This window comes from Psychrobacter sp. JB385 (assembly GCF_900163785.1).
In the GTDB taxonomy this organism is placed as follows: Bacteria; Pseudomonadota; Gammaproteobacteria; order Pseudomonadales; family Moraxellaceae; genus Psychrobacter.
In genome coordinates this window covers 204189-224126 of record NZ_FUKN01000010.1, presented here as the reverse complement: position 1 = coordinate 224126, position 19938 = coordinate 204189, and the positions used below count along the sequence as shown (strand labels likewise).

General features: G+C 41.9%; 15 protein-coding genes. 9 read left to right on the top strand and 6 right to left on the bottom strand.

Annotated features, from left to right (window positions below):
• The first annotated feature begins 11 nt into the window (after positions 1-11).
• From CZ794_RS05060 to CZ794_RS05035, 6 genes are all read left to right on the top strand, one after another.
• Positions 12-860, top strand: a complete 849-nt coding sequence (locus tag CZ794_RS05060) for a methylenetetrahydrofolate reductase (protein ID WP_087040581.1) — start codon at positions 12-14, stop codon at positions 858-860.
• A gap of 203 nt (positions 861-1063) precedes the next feature.
• The gene (locus tag CZ794_RS05055) at positions 1064-1936 is read left to right on the top strand and encodes a 16S rRNA (uracil(1498)-N(3))-methyltransferase (protein ID WP_087040580.1); all 873 of its coding nucleotides are present in this window, start codon (positions 1064-1066) and stop codon (positions 1934-1936) included.
• A 63-nt stretch (positions 1937-1999) separates the two neighbouring features.
• A complete protein-coding gene (locus CZ794_RS05050) occupies positions 2000-3709 on the top strand; it encodes a bifunctional diguanylate cyclase/phosphodiesterase (RefSeq protein WP_087040579.1) in 1710 nt (569 codons plus the stop codon).
• 391 nt (positions 3710-4100) lie between these two features.
• Positions 4101-5894 carry an acyl-CoA dehydrogenase C-terminal domain-containing protein gene (locus CZ794_RS05045; RefSeq protein WP_087040578.1) on the top strand — a complete coding sequence of 598 codons (1794 nt, stop codon included), beginning with the start codon at positions 4101-4103 and terminating at the stop codon, positions 5892-5894.
• A gap of 370 nt (positions 5895-6264) precedes the next feature.
• Positions 6265-8049, top strand: coding sequence for an acyl-CoA dehydrogenase C-terminal domain-containing protein (locus tag CZ794_RS05040; protein WP_087040577.1), 1785 nt, complete (start codon positions 6265-6267; stop codon positions 8047-8049).
• Positions 8050-8348: 299 nt separating this feature from the next.
• Positions 8349-10805, top strand: a complete 2457-nt coding sequence (locus CZ794_RS05035; RefSeq protein ID WP_087040576.1) for a site-specific recombinase — start codon at positions 8349-8351, stop codon at positions 10803-10805.
• 76 nt (positions 10806-10881) lie between these two features.
• Here the strand turns inward: CZ794_RS05035 and CZ794_RS05030 are convergent, their stop codons facing one another.
• The 3 genes from CZ794_RS05030 to CZ794_RS05020 form a co-directional block, all read right to left on the bottom strand.
• Positions 10882-11718: a symmetrical bis(5'-nucleosyl)-tetraphosphatase gene (locus CZ794_RS05030; protein WP_087040575.1), complete on the bottom strand. Its 837-nt coding sequence runs from the start codon at positions 11716-11718 to the stop codon at positions 10882-10884.
• A gap of 77 nt (positions 11719-11795) precedes the next feature.
• Entirely contained in the window at positions 11796-12659 is an 864-nt protein-coding gene (rsmA, locus tag CZ794_RS05025; protein ID WP_087040574.1) for a 16S rRNA (adenine(1518)-N(6)/adenine(1519)-N(6))-dimethyltransferase RsmA, read from the bottom strand.
• 395 nt (positions 12660-13054) lie between these two features.
• Positions 13055-13573 carry a MarR family winged helix-turn-helix transcriptional regulator gene (locus CZ794_RS05020; protein WP_087040573.1) on the bottom strand — a complete coding sequence of 173 codons (519 nt, stop codon included), beginning with the start codon at positions 13571-13573 and terminating at the stop codon, positions 13055-13057.
• A 170-nt stretch (positions 13574-13743) separates the two neighbouring features.
• Here CZ794_RS05020 and CZ794_RS05015 point away from each other — a divergent pair, with 170 nt between their 5' ends.
• Together CZ794_RS05015 and CZ794_RS05010 are read left to right on the top strand one after the other, a co-directional pair.
• On the top strand, positions 13744-14706 hold the full coding sequence (locus CZ794_RS05015; RefSeq protein WP_087040572.1) for a DMT family transporter: 963 nt from the start codon (positions 13744-13746) through the stop codon (positions 14704-14706).
• 312 nt (positions 14707-15018) lie between these two features.
• Entirely contained in the window at positions 15019-15963 is a 945-nt protein-coding gene (locus CZ794_RS05010; protein ID WP_218778304.1) for an MFS transporter, read from the top strand.
• Between the two features lie 187 nt (positions 15964-16150).
• On the opposite strand, the gene CZ794_RS05005 is transcribed toward CZ794_RS05010, so the two are convergent.
• Positions 16151-16654: a hypothetical protein gene (locus CZ794_RS05005; protein WP_087040571.1), complete on the bottom strand. Its 504-nt coding sequence runs from the start codon at positions 16652-16654 to the stop codon at positions 16151-16153.
• Positions 16655-16788: 134 nt separating this feature from the next.
• Complete coding sequence (locus CZ794_RS05000; protein WP_087040570.1) at positions 16789-17712, bottom strand: LysR family transcriptional regulator; 924 nt, start codon at positions 17710-17712, stop codon at positions 16789-16791.
• A gap of 95 nt (positions 17713-17807) precedes the next feature.
• On the opposite strand from CZ794_RS05000, the gene CZ794_RS04995 reads away from it, so the two are divergent.
• Positions 17808-18377: a DMT family transporter gene (locus tag CZ794_RS04995; protein ID WP_087040569.1), complete on the top strand. Its 570-nt coding sequence runs from the start codon at positions 17808-17810 to the stop codon at positions 18375-18377.
• Positions 18378-18638: 261 nt separating this feature from the next.
• On the opposite strand, the gene pdxA is transcribed toward CZ794_RS04995, so the two are convergent.
• Entirely contained in the window at positions 18639-19730 is a 1092-nt protein-coding gene (gene pdxA, locus CZ794_RS04990; RefSeq protein ID WP_087040568.1) for a 4-hydroxythreonine-4-phosphate dehydrogenase PdxA, read from the bottom strand.
• Positions 19731-19938: the final 208 nt, after the last annotated feature.

The window sequence follows — 19938 nt, the reverse complement described above, 5'->3', positions numbered from 1 at the left end:
GGAGCCACACTGTGAGTAAGCCTGCTTTTTCCTTTGAGTTTTTTCCTGCAAAAACCGAGCAAGGTCATCAAAAGCTTCTTGGCACTTATGATGAGTTAAATAAGCTGTCACCGGCTTACTTTTCAGTGACCTATGGTGCTGGAGGTTCAACTCGTAGTCGCACCCTAGACATTGTACAAGCATTAAGCATACGCGGTGAGACTGATATTGCACCGCATATGTCGTGTATCGGTGATGACAAAGCAGAAATCGCTGAGTTACTTGAGCATTATAAGAGCTTAGGCATCAACCGCCTTGTGGCCCTGCGTGGTGATTTGCCATCGGGTCAGGTTGGTATGGGCGAGCTGCCGTTTGCATTGGACTTGGTAAAGTTCATTCGCGAGCATTCAGGCGATCATTTTCGGATTGAAGTGGCGGCTTATCCTGAAATGCATCCTCAAGCCCGCAGCTTCGAGTTCGATGTTGACAACTTAGTCAATAAGTTTCAAGCAGGCGCAAATGCAGCTATCACACAGTTTTTTTACAATGCGGATAGTTACCTGTATCTGCGTGACACGCTAGAAAAACGTGGTATCGATACCACCACCCAACCATTGGTAGCTGGCATTATGCCAATCACCAACTCTAGCAACCTGATACGCTTTGCTGATAGCTGTGGCGCTGACATTCCTCGCTATGTACGTAAGCAGTTATTTGACTATGGTGATGACAGTAAAGCCATCCGTGAGTTTGGTTTTGATGTGGTTTACCGTCTGTGCGAGCGCTTGATTAGCGAGGGCGTGCCAGCCATGCATTTTTATAGCATGAATAAAGTTGAGCCAAATAAACGCTTGGTTGAAGCCTTAGGGTTGACTGGGTAAACTTGCAATATATGCATACCTTAACGACTGGCGCTCTTAGGAGCGCCAGTTTTTTGTTGCCATTGTTATTTTTATTCATTGGTGACATAAAGAATAATAACTGTAGGATATCACCTACTACTTATAATACCTTTACCTTCTGTAATGATATTCTGCTAAGATATTTGAGCATACTATTATTTAAAATATAGGACTAAGTGACTGTGCGACGTTTTTTTTATGCCATTAGTGATGACATCAATACTGACAAAGCTACACCCTACTCTCGACTGGATACGTTGTCTATGGGTGCCAGTATTGAATTAACAGAGAGTATTGTTCATCACTGGTGCCGGGTTCTGAGAGCCAATGTTGGCGACCAAGGTATCTTATTTGATGGATTTGGTGGTGAATATCAGGTGCAATTGCAGACCATCAGTAAAAAACACGCTACTGCAACCTTACTTTCACATTTGGCGGATGATCGAAGCAGCACCGTCATGACTCAAATCGGTTTAGTCATGAGCCGCGGTGAAAGAATGGACTACGCCATCCAAAAATCAACTGAGCTTGGTGTCACTGCCATTCAGCTACTTAGTAGCCATCATGGCGAAGTTAATCTCAAGCCTGCACAAGTAGAAAAGAAGCTGGCGCATTGGCAACAAGTGGCGATCGCGGCTTGCGAGCAATGTGGACTCAATCGTCCACCCCTTATCATAGCGCCTTTGTCGATTGGAGATTGGCTGAGCAATCTATCTATCCATTCTTCGAATTTAACATCAGCTGTCAGTCCTATTGTCGCTGCACTCAGCCAAGACGCTCATTATCAAGTGCTACAACACTCAGCCGACTTGCGGATGCAGCTCAGTGTACCTGCCGCAGGGCAAGCTAATATGCCTGAGTCGTTACCCAAAATCTTGAAACAAAAAACGTCTTATATTCAGTTATTGATTGGTCCTGAGGGTGGACTCAGTCATGATGAATGTAAACAAGCCTTTGAAACAGGTTTTGAACCTTGGCAAATTGGTACAAGAGTTTTACGTACTGAGACTGCGCCAGTCGTGGCACTTGCAACGATGCACGCTTTAAGCTTTTAGCGTGTCAGCATCTCATTTACGTATGTCCATTTCTGATTCACCTTTGACGTTGTGAGTTCTGTTATGCCTGATTTCACGCCTATTCCTATTGCAGACAAACAGCAACTACTCGCCACATTGTGCGAGCAATTAGAGGATGCTGTGTTTATTTTAGATGCAGATTTGCGTTATCTGGCAGTCAATGCCAGTTACGAGATGATTATTGGTTATAGCGAGACGTTTATACTAGGGCGACCACTGGGTATTTATGCAGCAGAATTTTTGTCAGAAGAAGAAAGGGTTGTCTTAAAAGACATTATCCAGCAATTAGATATCAATGGTTTTTATGAAAATGACTTTTCTATGCCGAACCGTTACGGACAGGTCATTGAATGTCATATGACCTATCGTAAAATTTGTATAGAGCAAAGAGTGTATTATGCTTGCATGGTGCGCGATATGTCTGCCATCGTTAAAGACCGAAAACAAGTTGCACACTTGCTCAACTATGATCAGACAACTGGTTTACCAAACCGCAAAGTATTCTTAAGTCAAACCAGCGATCTGTTATTAGATAGTTATCAAGATGTGGTTATTGTCCGACTGAACATTGACCGCTATCGTAATCTTGCCAGCTTACTGGGCCCAGACGATATCAATACCTTGGTTAAAGATTTTGTTGGTCGCGTCAAAGATCTCAAGCTAGATAACTTACACTGTTTTTCTCACTTCGGTGGCGATGATTTTGCTTTATTATTTGAATGTAATGATGCCAATCTGATACGGCATCAGTTAGACAGCTTGATGCAAATGTGTGAGCGCCCTTTTTCGCTACGCCAGAATACTACGACTGATACCAATATCTATTGTCATATTTCTGTTGGCGTCAGCTATTTTCCTGAAAATGGCGATGATTTAAAAACCCTATTGGCCAAAGCCGAAAAAGCGCTACATTATGTCAAACAACAAGGTGGGGACGACATTTGCTGGTATGACATAACCATCAACGAGGCAACTGATGACAGTTTACGACTAGAAGCAGAGCTAAGAGCTGCTTTCAATGAAGGTCAGTTTATTCCTTATTACCAGCCAAAGTTTGAACTAAAAACTGGTATCATTACAGGTTTTGAAGCCCTTGTACGCTGGCAGCATCCAACACGTGGACTGTTAAAACCTGATCATTTTATCAATGCCATCATCAATAATCGGCTATCGTTTGAGCTGTTCTCACAGATGGCCATTCAAATTGCCAAACAGCTGGCTATCTGGCGACAAAAAGGCTTTTGCCAACACATTTGTGTCAACGCTGATGCCGCCGAATTTAGTCATCCTGATTTTTTTGATATGGTCAGTTGTCTGCTCAAAGAGTACAGCATCTCTTCTCATCAATTTCATATTGAAGTCACTGAATCCTCTTTGATTCAGCGCCACTCTAATATCAGACAAAAACTTGATTTACTCAAAGAGCTGGGCGTTTTTTTAGCGTTAGATGACTTTGGGACGGGCTATGCCTCTTTGAGCTATCTTCAAGAGTATCCATTCGATTTTATTAAAATTGATAAAAGCTTCATCTCTAACATCACGACTGATCATATCCAGCGTGCGATCGTAAAAGCCATTTTAGACTTGGCTGTTGCCCTTGACATGCAAGTAATTGCTGAAGGTATCGAGACCGAAGAGCAGCGTGATGTATTGTTAGACATGGGCTGTCAACAAGGGCAAGGTTATTGGTTTGGCAAACCCGTGACAGCAGACATAGCAACCGAAATGCTGGTAAAGCAATACGCTCCCTAACCCATTTATTTTATCTCCTTTATCATTTTTAATATTAATAATAATTTCAAATGGTTATACATTTATAAATGTATCCTTACCGCTGATTACCCAATCGATGCAAGATAGGTTCATGACTTATCAGTGTTATGACCAAACTTGTATAATCGCCTGTGAAAGCCTATCTTTTATGAAGAATTTGTTAGATTGAATCAAGTCATACGCCGACTCTGACAATTACCATTCTCTTCGATAAATATTTTAAGTAATTGATCACCGCATCACTCTGCGTTCCTGCCTACGGATCATTTAGGCTCGCTAGATTGAAGTGGATAACATCTGCGTACGAAATGCGTATGCAGTTATGTACCTACTATCTGGTATCGATTATATTCTAAAAGGACAGGAAGTTATGCAATACAAAGCACCCTTACGCGATATCCAATTCGTTATGCATGAACTGCTTGATAGTGAAAGCCATTACAAAACCTTGCCCGCGTTTCAAGAAGCCGATCGTGAATTGATGGATAGCTTGTTTGAGATGGCGGCAAGCTTCGCTGAAAACGAGCTGTCACCCTTGAACCAAAGCGGTGATGCTGAAGGTTGTCAATTTAACAATGGCGTCGTGACCACGCCAAAAGGCTTTAAAGAAGCATATCAGGCATTTTGTGAGCTTGGTTTCCCAGCTTTGTCTGCTGAAGAAGAATTTGGTGGTCAAAACATGCCATTTTCATTATCTACAGTCATCAATGAGATGGTGGGTACCGCTAACTGGTCATTTTCTATGTACCCTGGCCTATCGCATGGCGCTATTCAAACCATCGAGCACCATGGTACTGACGAGCAAAAACAAACGTATTTAGAAAAAATGGTCACTGGTGAATGGTCAGGCACCATGTGTTTGACTGAAGCCCATGCAGGTTCTGACTTAGGCATTATCCGTACCAAGGCTGAGCCTAAAGAAGATGGCACCTATAGCATCACCGGCCAAAAAATCTTTATTTCAGCAGGCGAGCATGATTTAACAGACAACATCATTCATATTGTGTTGGCTCGTCTACCTGGTGCGCCTGCTGGTACAAAAGGCATTTCACTGTTTATCGTACCCAAAGTTATGGTCAATGAAGACAATAGCTTAGGCGAAAACAATAGTGTGGTGTGTGGCTCTATTGAGCACAAAATGGGCATCAAAGCCTCTGCTACTTGTGTCATGAACTTCGATGGTGCAACAGGGTATTTGATTGGACCAGAAAACCGTGGGTTGCAATGTATGTTTACCTTTATGAACGTTGCTCGTATTGGTACAGCGGTTCAAGGTCTTACGGCTGCAGAGTATGCCTTCCAAGGCTCGCTGACTTATGCAAAAGATCGCTTAGCAATGCGCTCACTTTCAGGGGCAAAAGCGCCAGACAAAGTCGCAGATCCGATCATCGTTCACCCTGCCGTTCGCAACATGCTATTGACAGAAAAAGCCTTTGCAGAAGGTGGTCGCGCATTGGTTTATTACCTCTCACACTTTGCTGATACAGTGGCAAAAGGTGAAGGCGATGCGCTTAAGTTCGCTGACCAAATGTTGTCATTATTAACTCCTATTGCCAAAGCGTTCTTGACAGAAACTGGGCTGGAAGCGGCAAATCATGGCGTACAAGTGTACGGCGGGCATGGATTTATCAGTGAATGGGGTATGGAACAAAACGTTCGTGATACTCGTATTGCTTGTCTTTACGAAGGTACGACTGAAATCCAAGCACTGGATCTATTAGGCCGTAAAGTCTTAGGCTCACAAGGCAAGCTACTCGCAAATTTTGTAAAAATCATTCAAAAATTCTGTGAAGAAAACAAAGACAACGATGAGATGGGTCAATTCATTCGTCCACTTGCCAAGCATGTCAAAGAATGGGGCGATCTAACGTCACGTATTGGTATGCAAGCTACTGAAAACCCAGATGCTGTCGGCGGCGCTGCTGTTGATTATATGTACTTTAGCGGTTATGTGACTCTTGCTTATTTATGGGCACGTATGGCACTCGTTGCTCAAACGGCTATTGCAGATGGCACTGGCGAACAAGCATTTTATGATGCCAAGATTAAAACAGCGCAGTTCTATTTTGCTAAACTATTGCCACGCACCACAACACATGTACAGCGTATCAGCACGGGTGTTGAGCCATACATGAGTATGGATGTGGATCAATTTGCTTTTTAATGAAAGGTTAGAGACTTTTCATACTGTATTTTATCGGCAACATACTTCGGTGTGTTGCCGATTTATTTTAGGCATCTCTTTAAAACAGCCGTCCTTTTAGAAACGTTAACTCTATTGGTTATTCTTACCATTAAAAAAACAAAACAGCTCTAAAAATAGCGCTGGTTATCAAAATATATTTTATTACTACAATAGCCACTGCCAACTTTTGGTGCACGCATAATTCACGAAGAAATACACCCGCCCACATGCTTATTTGTTAAACTTTGATTGTCAATCGCTAAGACGACCTCAAAAAAACAGTTGATAATTAGCTCAGTTGATATTCTTAGTGACTCCAATTTTATTCATTTGAACCAAAGGAATGTTTATGGCTGTTTATAACGCCCCTCTGAATGACATGCGCTTTATGTTAAAGGACGTCTTTAAAGCGCCAGAATTTTGGCAGAATAACGAAAACTTAGCGCATGTCGACATGGAAACGGTCGATATGATTTTGGAAGAAATGGCAAAACTGTCGAAAAACATCCTATTACCTATCAACCGCACTGGTGACGAAGAAGGCGTAACGTTTGAAGGTAATGGCGTGGTCAAGACCCCTACTGGATTCAAAGAAGCCTATAAGCAATATGCAGAATCAGGCTGGGTTGGCTTAAGTGGTAATGCTGAATACGGTGGTCAAGGCTTTCCAAAAATGGTCACCATGTTGACCGAAGAGATGGTATTCACGGCCAACCAATCGTTTGCGCTTTATCCAAACTTAACAGTGGGAGCAACGCTTTGTCTCAATGCAGCGGCTTCTGAAGAGCAAAAACAAACCTATCTAGAAAAAATGTACAGTGGCGAATGGTCTGGCACCATGTGTTTGACAGAACCACATGCGGGTACGGATTTAGGTATTATCAAAACCAAAGCCGTCCCTAACGACGATGGTAGCTATGATATCTCTGGCACCAAAATCTTTATCACAGGCGGCGAGCATGATCTGACTGACAATATCATTCACTTGGTGTTGGCAAAAACGCCCAACGCGCCAGAAGGATCAAAAGGTATCTCGCTTTTTGTTGTGCCAAAATTCTTGGTCAATGATGATGGCAGCTTAGGCGCGCGCAACACATTAGCCGTTGGCTCTATCGAGCACAAAATGGGTATCAAAGCTTCTGCTACGTGTGTCATGAATTTCGACAGTGCTAAAGGTTGGATGGTTGGTGAAGAAAACACAGGTCTGTCATCAATGTTCATCATGATGAACTATGAGCGTGTCACTATGGGCTTGCAAGGTCTTGGTGGTTCAGAGCTTGCTTATCAAAATGCCGCTCTATATGCTAATGACCGTGGTCAAGGCCGCAGCGATACGCAATTACAAAGCCCAGAAAAACCAGCCGATGCCATTATCCATCATGCAGATGTCCGTCGCATGCTATTGAACGCCAAAGCCAATACCGAAGCATCACGTTGTTTTGCGATGTATGTGGCAAAAAGCCTTGATGAAGAAAAATTTAGTACTGACCCTGAAGCTGCTCAAGCTGCTGCTGCGCGCGTTGCCCTTCTTACCCCAGTGGCTAAAGCATTCTTGACTGACAAAGCGCTAGAAGCCACCGTTGATTGTCAGCAAGTCTTTGGCGGTCATGGCTATATACGTGAATGGGGTATGGAGCAGATCGTTCGTGATACTCGTATTGCCCAGATTTATGAAGGCACCAATGGTATTCAAGCACTTGATCTATTGGGCCGTAAAGTGGCAAAAAATAACGGCAAATATGTCATGCATTTCTTAGGTGAAATTCGTGATTTTGTGAACAATATGCAAGCCAATCATGGTATCAAACAAGCCACGCTTGAGGCTGCTGATACGATAGAAACCTTAACCAATACAGTCCTAAGCAATATTGCTGAACGTAAAAACGAGATCAATGGCTGTGCCGTTGATTACATGCATGCCTTTGGTTACCTCGCTTACTCATACATGTTTGCGTTAATGGTCGAAGCTGCAAATGGCAAAGAAGGTGATTTTTATACCAATAAAGCCAAACTCGCTGATTACTTCGTTGGCCGTATTTTGCCACGTATCGATGCGCATGCAAAAATGGTGCAAGCTGGTAGTGATCCAATGATGAATTTCGATCTTGGTTATTTCGATGTTCCTGCCAGTTAAGTAGTTATTCTCATCGATTTATAGTACCCTAATCAAAAGGACAGTGACGCTACTGTCCTTTTTTTTGTCGGAATGATTTTTAGATGTATTACGAAAAAATAACTGCTAACAAAATAATTAACCATCGATGCATGGTTACGATTAAAATAACGCAAGCAAAAGTGTCGCGTAGATTACATAGCTCAGTTTAAATGTAAATATTACCGAGTTTTTAGCAATGTTTGCCATTACTACGCATCACATAGTGGTCAACACTTCATTATAAAAACTACTGAAATAATCATAATAAAGGATGCGACGTGTCAGAATTAAAACGCATTTTACAGCAGATTACAGCCCTGAGTGATGTGCCCGATCCTGCGGTACTCAAACGCTTAATAGATGAGCTGCGGGTAAGCGAAAAAGAAACCGCACTGGCCAATGAAAAAATTCAGTCTTTGATTGATATTCTTCGTCAACATCCAGAATATGGCGATGGCTTATCAAGTTTTGTTTTAAAATTAATCATTCAATACCGTCAGATCTCGCTCTATACCGATACTGGCATCATGTCAGATCAAGGATTTTTTAATAGCTTACGCCGTTTAATCGGTCATCGATTTTTACCGCTATTACCTCAAGATGATTCCGTGGTCGAATTGGCCGGTTACTTATTCAATAAGCGATCTGATGAGAGATGGCTTGCCAATGTCGAAAAAGAAAAGTGGGATGAGCTGGTTTCATTAATCAGAGTAGAACAAAAGCACTTAGACTTGGTTGCCACAGCAAAAAACAGTATCTTGAATGCGATTATTATTTTATCTTATCGAATCAGTGGTATCGGTCTACATCCTGATTTGATGGAATCTTATCCGCAGATATTGAACTATTCGGCATCTTTTGTGGCTCAAAACCAAGAAGCGGTACTGTTTGTCAATCAATATAGACAAGCGCATGAGTTAGATAGCTTGACGGATATTACGCCTGAACAGGCAGTCGATCCTGCGCCTTTATTGGTGATGATTGAGCAGTGTGAAGACATTGTGGCCACTGTCCGAAAACGTATTTATAAGACAGGTATCTCCATTCGCCTGACTAATATGATGCTGCGCTTGGATCAAAGCTTACAACGCATGCGTATCTTGACAGCGCTACTAACCGAAAGTCATCAGAATCGTGATCGTGCAGTGATTGAACTGATTCAAACTCTGATTACAACTTCCAATCGCCGCTACAGTATTGGCTATTTGATCGATAACAACACCAAACTGCTCTCACGTAAAGTCACTGAAAATGCCAGCCGTGTTGGTGAGCACTATATCAGCACCGATAGAGCTGGCTATCGCCAAATGTTTAAAAAAGCCTCTATCGGCGGGTTTGTCATTGCGTTCATGGCGACCTTAAAAATACTGGCATATCAATTGGCGCTTGCCCCTATGGGTCGTGCTTTCATCAACAGTATGATTTATGGATTGGGTTTCGTATTTATCCATGTTATTCGAGGGACGGTGGCAACCAAACAGCCAGCGATGACAGCAGCAGCCATTGCGTCTACCATATCTGAAAGTTCTGGCAAAAAGTCTCATCAATTGACCAAATTGTCAGAGTTGATCGTCGATATCTTGCGTACTCAGTTTATTGCGATCATGGGTAACGTTATGCTTGCGATACCCGTCGCACTCATTATCTCTTTTGCGTGGTTGCAATATACAGGCGCACCGATGATTGACTCTGAAAAAGCAGGGCACCTGCTTCATGACCTTGATCCGTTTCATTCACTAGCCCTTCCTCATGCGGCTATTGCAGGTGTCTATTTGTTTTTGGCGGGTTTGATAGCAGGTTATTATGATAACTTAGCGGTTTATAACCATGTGGGGGCGCGTATTCAGCGCCACAGATTACTCAAAGCCATACTGCCCGAGTCATGGCTTAAACGCTTAGGGGGCTTTGTAGAAGCCAATTTAGGCGCCATTATGGGCAATTTCCTATTTGGGGTATTTTTAGGTAGTACCGCTACTATTGGCTTTATATTTGGCTTACCAATTGACATTCGTCACATTGCCTTCGCTTCAGCAAACTTAGCCCATGGCCTATTCAACCTTTCTGCCGATCAAATAAGCTGGAATGTAATTTTACTGTCGATACTTGGCGTAGCGCTTATTGGTATGGTCAACCTCATTGTCAGTTTCTCGCTGGCATTATTTGTTGCGCTGCGTTCTAAAGAGGTTCGCTTCTTCGAATGGGGTCGTCTCACAAAGCTGATTTTTGGTCACATTATCAGTCATCCTTCTGACTTTTTTTGGCCGCGTGACAAACCAATGAAATACGCCCGTATTGACAGCCAAGGTCATATGATATTTGACGATAGTTCTGCCGTACAAAAAGGTAGCAAGGCAATACCCAGCAACTATGTGGTGCGAAGATTGTCTGATGTCAGAGTATTACCTGAATCTCAGCAAGCAAGCCAAGAAAACTCACAAACGAATACCGACATATACTATGACAGCCAACCTCAAGGTGAACATATAAAGCCGCACACATCGCCCAAAAAAGTCGTCGATTTAGATGATGGCTTGGTAGATGAAGAATTGAACAGCTCACCTTATACGGATGATATTCAGTATGACCAAGCAACCAAAACGCTAAACACTGCCAATAGCGATAATCCTGAATTGGCTGGCAATGAAGTAGAGCCGACTGGCCTTGACAGTAAGACGACAGGCGATGCCAAAACGCCATTGCCAAAACCTAAAAAACCACCAAAGTTGCCCAATTAAAGAGATAACTTTGGTGGTTTGTATAGAATAATGGTTAGCGCTCAAAAAGCGCTAACCATTAATTTTGAATGACCCATTATGGTTTTTCGCACTGCGCACTTGAGGTTATGACTTCTTCATCACCCAATCTGTAAGCCAATAGGTAATTGCCCCAGACGCAGCCACCGTCAAGGGCTCGAGCATAAGGCAAATCAATTTCCCCTTGCAACGCTGCCCAATGACCAAACAGTATCTTACGCGAGCGCGGCACCTGCCATTCAAACCAGGGCAAAAAATCTTCTGGCATGGCTTCACTTAAAGTTCCTGAAAATCCAAACTCAAGCGTCCCGTCCTGTTTACACAAGCGCATGCGTGTACAATAATTGGCAATGGCGCGCATTCTGGCAAAGCCTGCAATATCTGAATGCCAGTCATCTGCTTTTTTGCTATATAAGTTCGGTAATAATTCATCAAGCTGCTCTAAACTACCTTGCAGCTGTGATTCTAACTCTTTTGCATAGGCTGCTGCCGCCTCGATACTCCAATGCGGTGGGATACCCGCATGCACCAATACCGTTTGCTCGTCTGGATAAGCCAATAATGGCTGATGTCTTAACCATTCGAGTAATTCATCACAGTCAGCGGCGGCAAAAATCGGTGCTGTTTTGTCTTTTTTCTTGAGTTTGGTTGCGCCACGCCACACCGCAATCAAGTTGAGATCATGATTGCCAAGTACTGTTGCAGCCGCACCTTGCTCACATAGCGCCTTAACATCGCGCAAGGTGTTCAACGAGTCCTCGCCTCTTGCGACCAAATCACCAGCAAACCACAGCTTATCTTGACTGGGATCAAAATCCAGCGTTTCAAGTAATTGACAGTAGGCAGCATAGCAACCTTGTAAGTCACCAATGACATATTGATGTCGAAAACTCATACGACCTCACAGGTTTGAAAATAATAAAAAACGAGCGTCAAAATTAAGACAAGCTCGCTCTCTTCATCAATGATTGTTTACGCTTCTATTTGTTTTGCGCGATTGCTTAGCGTCACAAAGTCCTTAACACTTAAGGTCTCAGGACGGGCTTGTGGATTGATATCGCAGGCAGCAAAGTCTTCTTCGCTCAGCGTCGGCAATAGGGTCGAATTCTTAAAAATCGCGCGCAGCGTTTTGCGGCGATGATTGAATGTTTCGCGCACCACAATGGCAAAATAATCCTCATCTTCTGCCACGACTGGCTTATCGATATGCGGCGTCAACCGAAAAACAGCACTGGTGACTTTTGGTGGCGGATTAAATGCGCCACGTGGTACAGTCAGCAGATAATCGGTATCACAATGATACTGCATAATGACAGACAAGCGGCCATAGGTTTTGCTGCCAACGTCAGCTGTAATACGCTCAACCACTTCTTTTTGCAGCATAAAATGCATGTCTTGAATCACATCAGCGAAGCTTAGCAAATGAAACAAGATCGGCGTAGAAATATTGTAAGGCAGATTACCTACCACACGAAGCTTACCGCGCTCTTCACTATATAACTCACGGTAATCAACATGCATCGCATTGTCTTTGATAATGGTGAAGTTTGGATGGCTATTGGCACCAATCCGAATACGCAAACTGTCTGCCAAATCTCGATCTAGTTCTACCACTGTCATGCCATCCACTTCTGCCAACAGTGGCTCAGTCAGCGCACCCATACCTGGTCCGATTTCGATCAAATTATCATCACGTTCCAGACGAATACTATCGACAATTTGACGAATGACACTGGTATCATGCAAGAAGTTTTGACCAAAGCGTTTACGCGGTTGGTGTTTGGCAGTTTTTAAGCTGTTAGAAATGGTTTGAGCATCAAACGTAGAGTTGGACATAAGAGAGTCTTAATGTATAGAGGATAAATGGGCAATAGCGCTATAGCAACGACGTGCTTTTTCTATAATGATGAATTATACCACAGCTCATAATTAGGGCATATTTTCGAGACGTTATTATTGATAGAGCATTCATAACTTAGCGCAATCAGCATCATAATTTTCCACCCTTAGAATCATTTACCATAATGTACCTTTATGAGAATAAAGAGTAACTTCCAAGCCTAGATTTGGATCTTCGACAGCAGGCTACTGATATCAATACCCTTCGTAAGTTATGGAATTACGATGTACTTATAATTTACATTAGTCAAGACTTTCGAAGGTAAATCCAGTTACCTTAAAATATTATCGCCATATAAAAAACTATCTTCATATAGAGGTATATTTAATAACTAAATAATAGGAAGTTGATTCTCAATTTTCTTCAATAATAAATTGATGATAAGTAGTTCTTCCTTACTCATATCACTCATCAAGTCATTCTGCAGTTGCACATGTGATGCGACAGCTCTATCAATCAACTCAAGACCCTTCGGAGTCAGTTTAACTAATAAACTTCGCTTGTCCTCTGGGTTATCAATGCGCTCAATGAGTTCCTTCTTTTCTAAATGTTGTAAGCGATTGGTCATCGTTCCAGAACTAACCATCATGCTATCAAATAAAACGGTTGGGCTCATTAAATATGGGGCTCCTGTGCGTCGTAATGTCGCCAACACATCAAACTCCCAACGTGATATTTGATAGTTTATCTTATAGTTAACAGATAGCCTTCGCATTAATATCACTTCTAACCGCTTTATACGCCCCATAGTCTCCATGGCTAATAAACTATCAGTAGCAAACCCTTGGTTTTGCCACTGACTAATAATCTTCTGTACTGCATCCTCTTGTACACACCCTTCATTTTGCATTGATTTATTCCTCATTACGATCAAAATTTTTATGATTTTGGAGATATTAAAATGTTTATTTCTACTGAGATATTACTTATAAGCAGGAATAGTAGCAATATTTTTATCTTGACATCAAGACATTAAATGATATTCTGACACCAAGTTCATTTCGGCCATTAGGATATTGTATGACTAAATTTATAGAGCGAGATAGACCTCCCCGTAGGAGTGTATGGTTAACTCCTTTAATTTGTCTTCTGGTTGGAGGCGCATTACTTGGTATCTCTACCAATGTGGCAAAATATGCGGGTGAAATTGGTTTATCTCCACTTGCCTTTTTATTTTGGTCAATTGCTGGTGCTGCCACCATCTTATTAATTATTGCATTACTGCGTCATGAACTTCCACCTCTCAATAAGCGCAGCTTTGAGTATTACTTTATCTCTGCTTTGGTCAGCGTTGCAGGCTCCAACTTATTTTTATTCTCCGCTATTCCTCATGTCGGTGCTGGTTTTGTCGCTCTAATTATTTCTTTACCACCGCTTCTCACTTATCTTGGGGCACTAGCATTAGGAATAGAGCGATTTCAGACTGTTCGAGCGCTTGGGGTAGCAGCTGCACTTGCCGGTGCAGGTATACTAGCTGCCCGTAAATTTTCTGCACCAGATGCCAGTGTGTTTTGGATTTTAATAGCACTCTGCGGTCCTGTTTTGCTTGCCATTGGCAATATCTATCGTACATTGCGTTGGCCGAAAGGAGCGTCTCCCAATGCGCTTGCTCCAGGAATGCTCATTGCGGCTGTACTCTTACTTAGCGTAACAAGCCTCTTACCTGACTTCTCACTTACTCTTCCACTAGAAGATTTTCTGCCATTTGGTTTAATTACTTTACAGGCCTTCATATTCGCCGGTCAGTTTCAATTATTGTTTCTACTTCAAAAAACGGGTGGTCCGGTTCTACTAAGCTTATTAGGATCTATTGGCGCCATTGTAGGTGTTCCTGTCGCTATTTTTTTACAAGGTGAGTCTCCACCGGATGGACTTATTCTAGGTGCATCTTTGATTGCACTTGGCGTTGCGCTTGTTACATGGGGTGGTATGAAAATGATGGCACGATTAGAACAAAAATTTGAAGTGAGTAATGAAGCCTGAACTTAGGAAGTTTTATCTTTCTTTTAAAATAGTGATCATGCATCGACTCATAACTAAAAAGACATATAACCAAGAGAGTGAGGTAGGAAATGAGTAGGTTTAGTTATAACCAGTGGATACTAGCCGCCATAACAATATTTGTAGGTCTTAATCTTAGGCCTATTATGGCCTCGATATCTCCAATCGTACCCGTTTTAACAGACTCTATAAAAATTAATAATCAAACTGCTGGATTACTGACCACTTTCCCAGTTGCAATGATGGGCTGCTTTGCACTTTTAGGTCCCAGAATTCAATCTAGAGTAAGCGAGTATGTATATAGGTATATTAGTTGGATTGTTGGCGATAGCACTTTCTTGTGGCTACCGATTTTTTGCTGACTCTACATTACTTCTACTTCTGACTTCTCTCATCGGAGGCATTGGTATAGCAATCATCCAAACTCTAATGCCCGCCTATTTAAAAAGAATTTCGCCAGACAATGCTAGCGTTTTTATGGGATTGTTTACAACAGGTATTATGGCTGGTGCTGCAATCTCAGCTGCTATAACCTCTCCTTTAGAAGGAGCATTTGGATGGAATATCGCTTTATCGATTATGGCTATCCCTGTCATATTAGCAATTATACTGTTTTCCTCTGGTATGCCACATATTAAGAGCAGTAGAAACGGTTATTTATCTCTACCTATAAAATCTAAAAATGCATGGCTGTTAATGCTTTTCTTTGGCATAGGGACAGGTGCATACACATTAGTTTTAGCTTGGTTACCACTAAATTATACCCAGCTTGGGTGGAGTAGAAATGCTTCTGGCGCTTTACTAAGTATTTTAACGGTTGCAGAAGTCATTTCTGGCACCTTAATTTCTATATTTATCAAAAAACTCACCGATCGCCGAAAGCCATTATTTGTCACCCTATCGCTCATATTAGTTGGTTTAATATTGCTTATCTATATCCCTTCAAAGCTTGCATTTTTAACCGTTATAATTTTAGGGTTAGGGATTGGTGCTTTATTTCCTTTATCTTTAATCACAGCACTTGATTACGCTTCTAATGCTAAGCAGGCAGTGACTCTATTGGCTTTTGTGCAAGGTGGTGGATATTTGATTGCTTCAGCATTCCCGTTCATGGCAGGTATTTTGATTGATGCTTCAAGTGATTTAACAGGAGCATGGGTTGGAATGATTGTTGGGATTTTGCTGTTATTTGCGATGTGTAAGAAATTCTCTCCACGAAATTTTATGGTTAGGTATTAGTATATTTATAAGAAACCAATGAGGTGCTTCCATCGGTTCGGTACCCTAGTGAGGACTCGAATATCAAGATGTAGGCTAATGGTATCAAGGTTTTGAATTATAGTGATAACTGTAGTGTACTTCACAGTGTACTTGTTGGGCGATGCAAGGTTACTTGAGTAAGATGGTATCTAGACCAGAATAGTTATTATATTAAGTTGTAATTATAAACTCTCACTTCTTCTATGATGGCGTCAGGATCTTCTTCAAGCTCTAAGCCCCCAGCTACGAAATATATCCCTTCAATGAAATGTCCTTTCTCATCCGCTAGATAATGCACATCTTCCGTATCATCCAAAACTAACGCATGATCTATATCTCCGATACGACTGCCAATTTTGATACCACCATCAAAGATTTCACCTTGATAACCTTCACCAGCTTGAATGAAGATAAGCGTACCTTGTTCAGAAAAACTAAGCTCTAGTGTAGGGTATTTAAAGAATATTGCGTATCCATTACCGTACGATGAACCCCATTTATATAGTAAAACACCTTCATTATTGTTTACTAAATCAACATTCCAAGAAACCTTGTTCCCATCTACACTCTGATCGACATAATGCAAAAAGCTTTGCAATTTTTCACCTAGTGTGAACCCTGCTAAGGATTTACCAATCTCTGCTTTAGCATGTATATCCAAATGAGCCATTTATTGAATTAACCTTATATTGACTAATACGCTTTGCAAGCATGAAAATAGTATGAAATCGTGATCGATGCGCTATACAGGCATAGAACTATATGCTTGCAGCCTAGGTTGAGTCATTGTTCTAGGTAGTTCTTCTAACTTCTTTCGTTAAGCTCTGAATTAAGCACACTAATAATTAATTGCCTCAGCCAATTATGCGCTGCATCGCCCTCACGGCGTTGATGCCATAGCAATTTAAAATCGAATGATTCAATTGGAAAAGGCGGTTCGAATATTTGAACCTGTGAGTTGCTATCAGTTAGATCAAAGCTACGCCTCGCCGCTGTCAAAATCAGGTCAGTACCAGCTACTAATTGATTAGCAATTCCCCAATGTGGCAAAGTCATTACAACATGACGACTTAATCCTGCGCCACTAAGTGCACGTTCAATCTCATTATTGGCACCTGATTGCATCGCAACGAGGATATGCGGTCGAGCCAACCAACTATTCTGGTCAAGATTACTACTCTCTGGCAAAGTGTTTTTGTCTGCTAAACAAGCAAAAGACTCAACAAATAAGGTGTGCGTACGAAGCGCTTCTGGCACTTCATCTGGAAACACACCCAAAGCCATGTCAGTTTCACCATCGAACACATCCGCCATCATCGCTTTGCGGCTTCCTTGAGTCACTTCAAGCTCAATACTAGGTGCAAGCACTCTTAAGGATTTCACCAAATCAGGCAGCAATACACGCGCGCCATAGTCAGACATGGCCAGACGAAATACTCGCTTCGCACTAAGAGGATTGAATTCTGGTGTCTCAATCAGTGCACCGAGCTGCTCTAAAACATCCGTTAAGGGCAGAATCAACTCACTCGCTCGCGAAGTCAATTCCAATTTTCCCGAACGTCGCACCAATAGAGGATCATCAAATATGGTACGTAAATGGGCCAGCGCGTGGCTAACTGCTGGCTGACTTTTATGTAATCGGAGAGCGGCTCGCGACACGTGCTTTTCCATTAACAAGGCATGCAACGTCACGAGCAAATTCAGGTCTATACGTCTTAAGTTATTCATATGACGAATAGTGAAGTAAAAAAACAAGAATTTCAATTCAAATTTTTAATATGAAATAATTATTCCAGAAAATTAAATAAATCTGGAGCAAACTTATGAATCTCTCACTGACTGGTATCTCTTTTGCCATTATAGCCTTAGTTGCTGGCGCTTTAGTCCCTCTTCAAGCGGCGAGTAATGCTGAGCTAGGCCGTGCTCTTGGACATCCTCTTTGGGCCACAGTAGTGTCGCTATTAGTGAGCGTAGTTATAGCAATACCTGTCATTCTCGCTATGCGTGTCCCTGCGCCAATATTGGATCAAATTGGACAATTACCAATATGGGTGTGGTTTGGTGGAATTGCTGGCGTCATCTATATTACCTCTGCATTGATTTTAGTCCCTCGTTTAGGCGCAACTCGCTTTATCGTGTGCGTGATAGCAGGGCAAATGCTTATTTCATTAATATTAGACCAATACGGTCTTATGAATTTACCGATGAAAGAAATAAATGCTGGGCGTTTAGTAGGTGTGACTTTTGTTCTACTAGGCATGATTATGGTGCTGTGGCTTACTCCTTCATCTCCCAATTCAAGCAATGTTAAAGCTAGCATCACTGACGATTTAAATACTATAGAAAGTGCGCCGACAAGCAGCGCTAAGTCTATTTATCATTTTGAAAGTTAGTGATGCCTAGCTCAATGCATAAACAATGGGATTAAGTGCTTAAATGCCTTTTGGTGATTTTGTTGAGCTTATAAAAACTCTCATTTGAGCATACCCCAAGGGAACCAGTTATTTCGCCCCTCAAACCTATTAATAGATTACTTAAAACAGGCCAATATAATAGAACCACTCATATTAGGTCATGCTTGATAATTTATAAATCGACATTACTGATGCTAGACTTATTCAATACTGCGGAATAAATCTCATCAAGGCAGCGACTTATGCAAGAGGTTTATTGATAAGTGATCTATCAGCCATCTCATTAGCCATATTCAGTGCTTGATATAAGCTGGTGGCACTTGCACCGCCCTGTCCTGCGAGATCAAGCGCTGTCCCATGATCGACCGAGGTACGAATATAAGGCAAGCCCAAGGTTAGATTGACTGTATCGCCGAAACCATGTGACTTGAGTACAGGCAATCCTTGATCGTGATACATAGCAATCACCGCATCACAGTTTGCCAAGTGCCTAGACGTAAACAAGGTATCAGCTGGCATGGCTTCTGAAATATCCACGCCAGCCTTGATAAACTCACGTAGGACAGGATTGATAATGTCAATCTCCTCTGTCCCCAAATGACCGCCCTCGCCTGCATGCGGATTAAGACCGCACACCAAAATACGAGGCTGCGTGAGTCCGAATTTCTCTTTCATATCATCGATGACAATTTGCACCGTTTGTCGTACGTTGTCCATAGTGATAGCAGAAGCAACGTCTTTGAGCGGTAAATGGGTGGTCACAAGCGCGACTTTCATAGCTTGATTGGCCAGCATCATCACGACTTTTTCACAGCCGCTTTGCTGCATAAAAAACTCAGTATGACCGCTAAACATCGTGCCATCTGGTAGCTTGATACCTGCATCTATGAGCGCTGATTTTTGTAATGGCCCTGTGACAATTGCCGCGACGGTTTGGTTTGTCGCAAGTTTATGGGCAATTGCTAACTGCTGTGCCACCATCGCTGAATTATCAATATTGATTTGCCCAGCAGTGACTGGTGCAGCACAAGGTACATTTAATAAGACAAAAGCACTATCATTATCAGTACTTCGTTGCGATATTTGCTGTGTTATAGCGTCTTCTTTTACACCATCTATATCAAAGGTTTGCCAAGTAGGACAATTTTTGAGCACGCCAGCGGCGACAAGCTCATCTGCACGCTTTTTCATGGCATTAGCATCAGCACTGACCCATATTGGACGCAAAAAATCTTGCAACTTATTTTCTGCTGCGAGCAGCAACACAACGTCCATACCAATGCCAGCTGGTTCACCTGTCGTAATTAATAACGGTTTCTTTTCTTTATTCATGGTAACTACCTAATTTTAAATTATTGATTTTATTATGTTTATAAATAAAATATTTGGTTTTTATATCTAGACACTCTCTGTTATTTTCTCTTTGACGAACAACAATCACTTTAGATTTAGTTAGCGATGAAGCCTAAAAAATCACATTATGTGTTAAACTTTCGCTTCTGATTGTAGCATTTACCTGATGATGCTGAGACGCCATTTT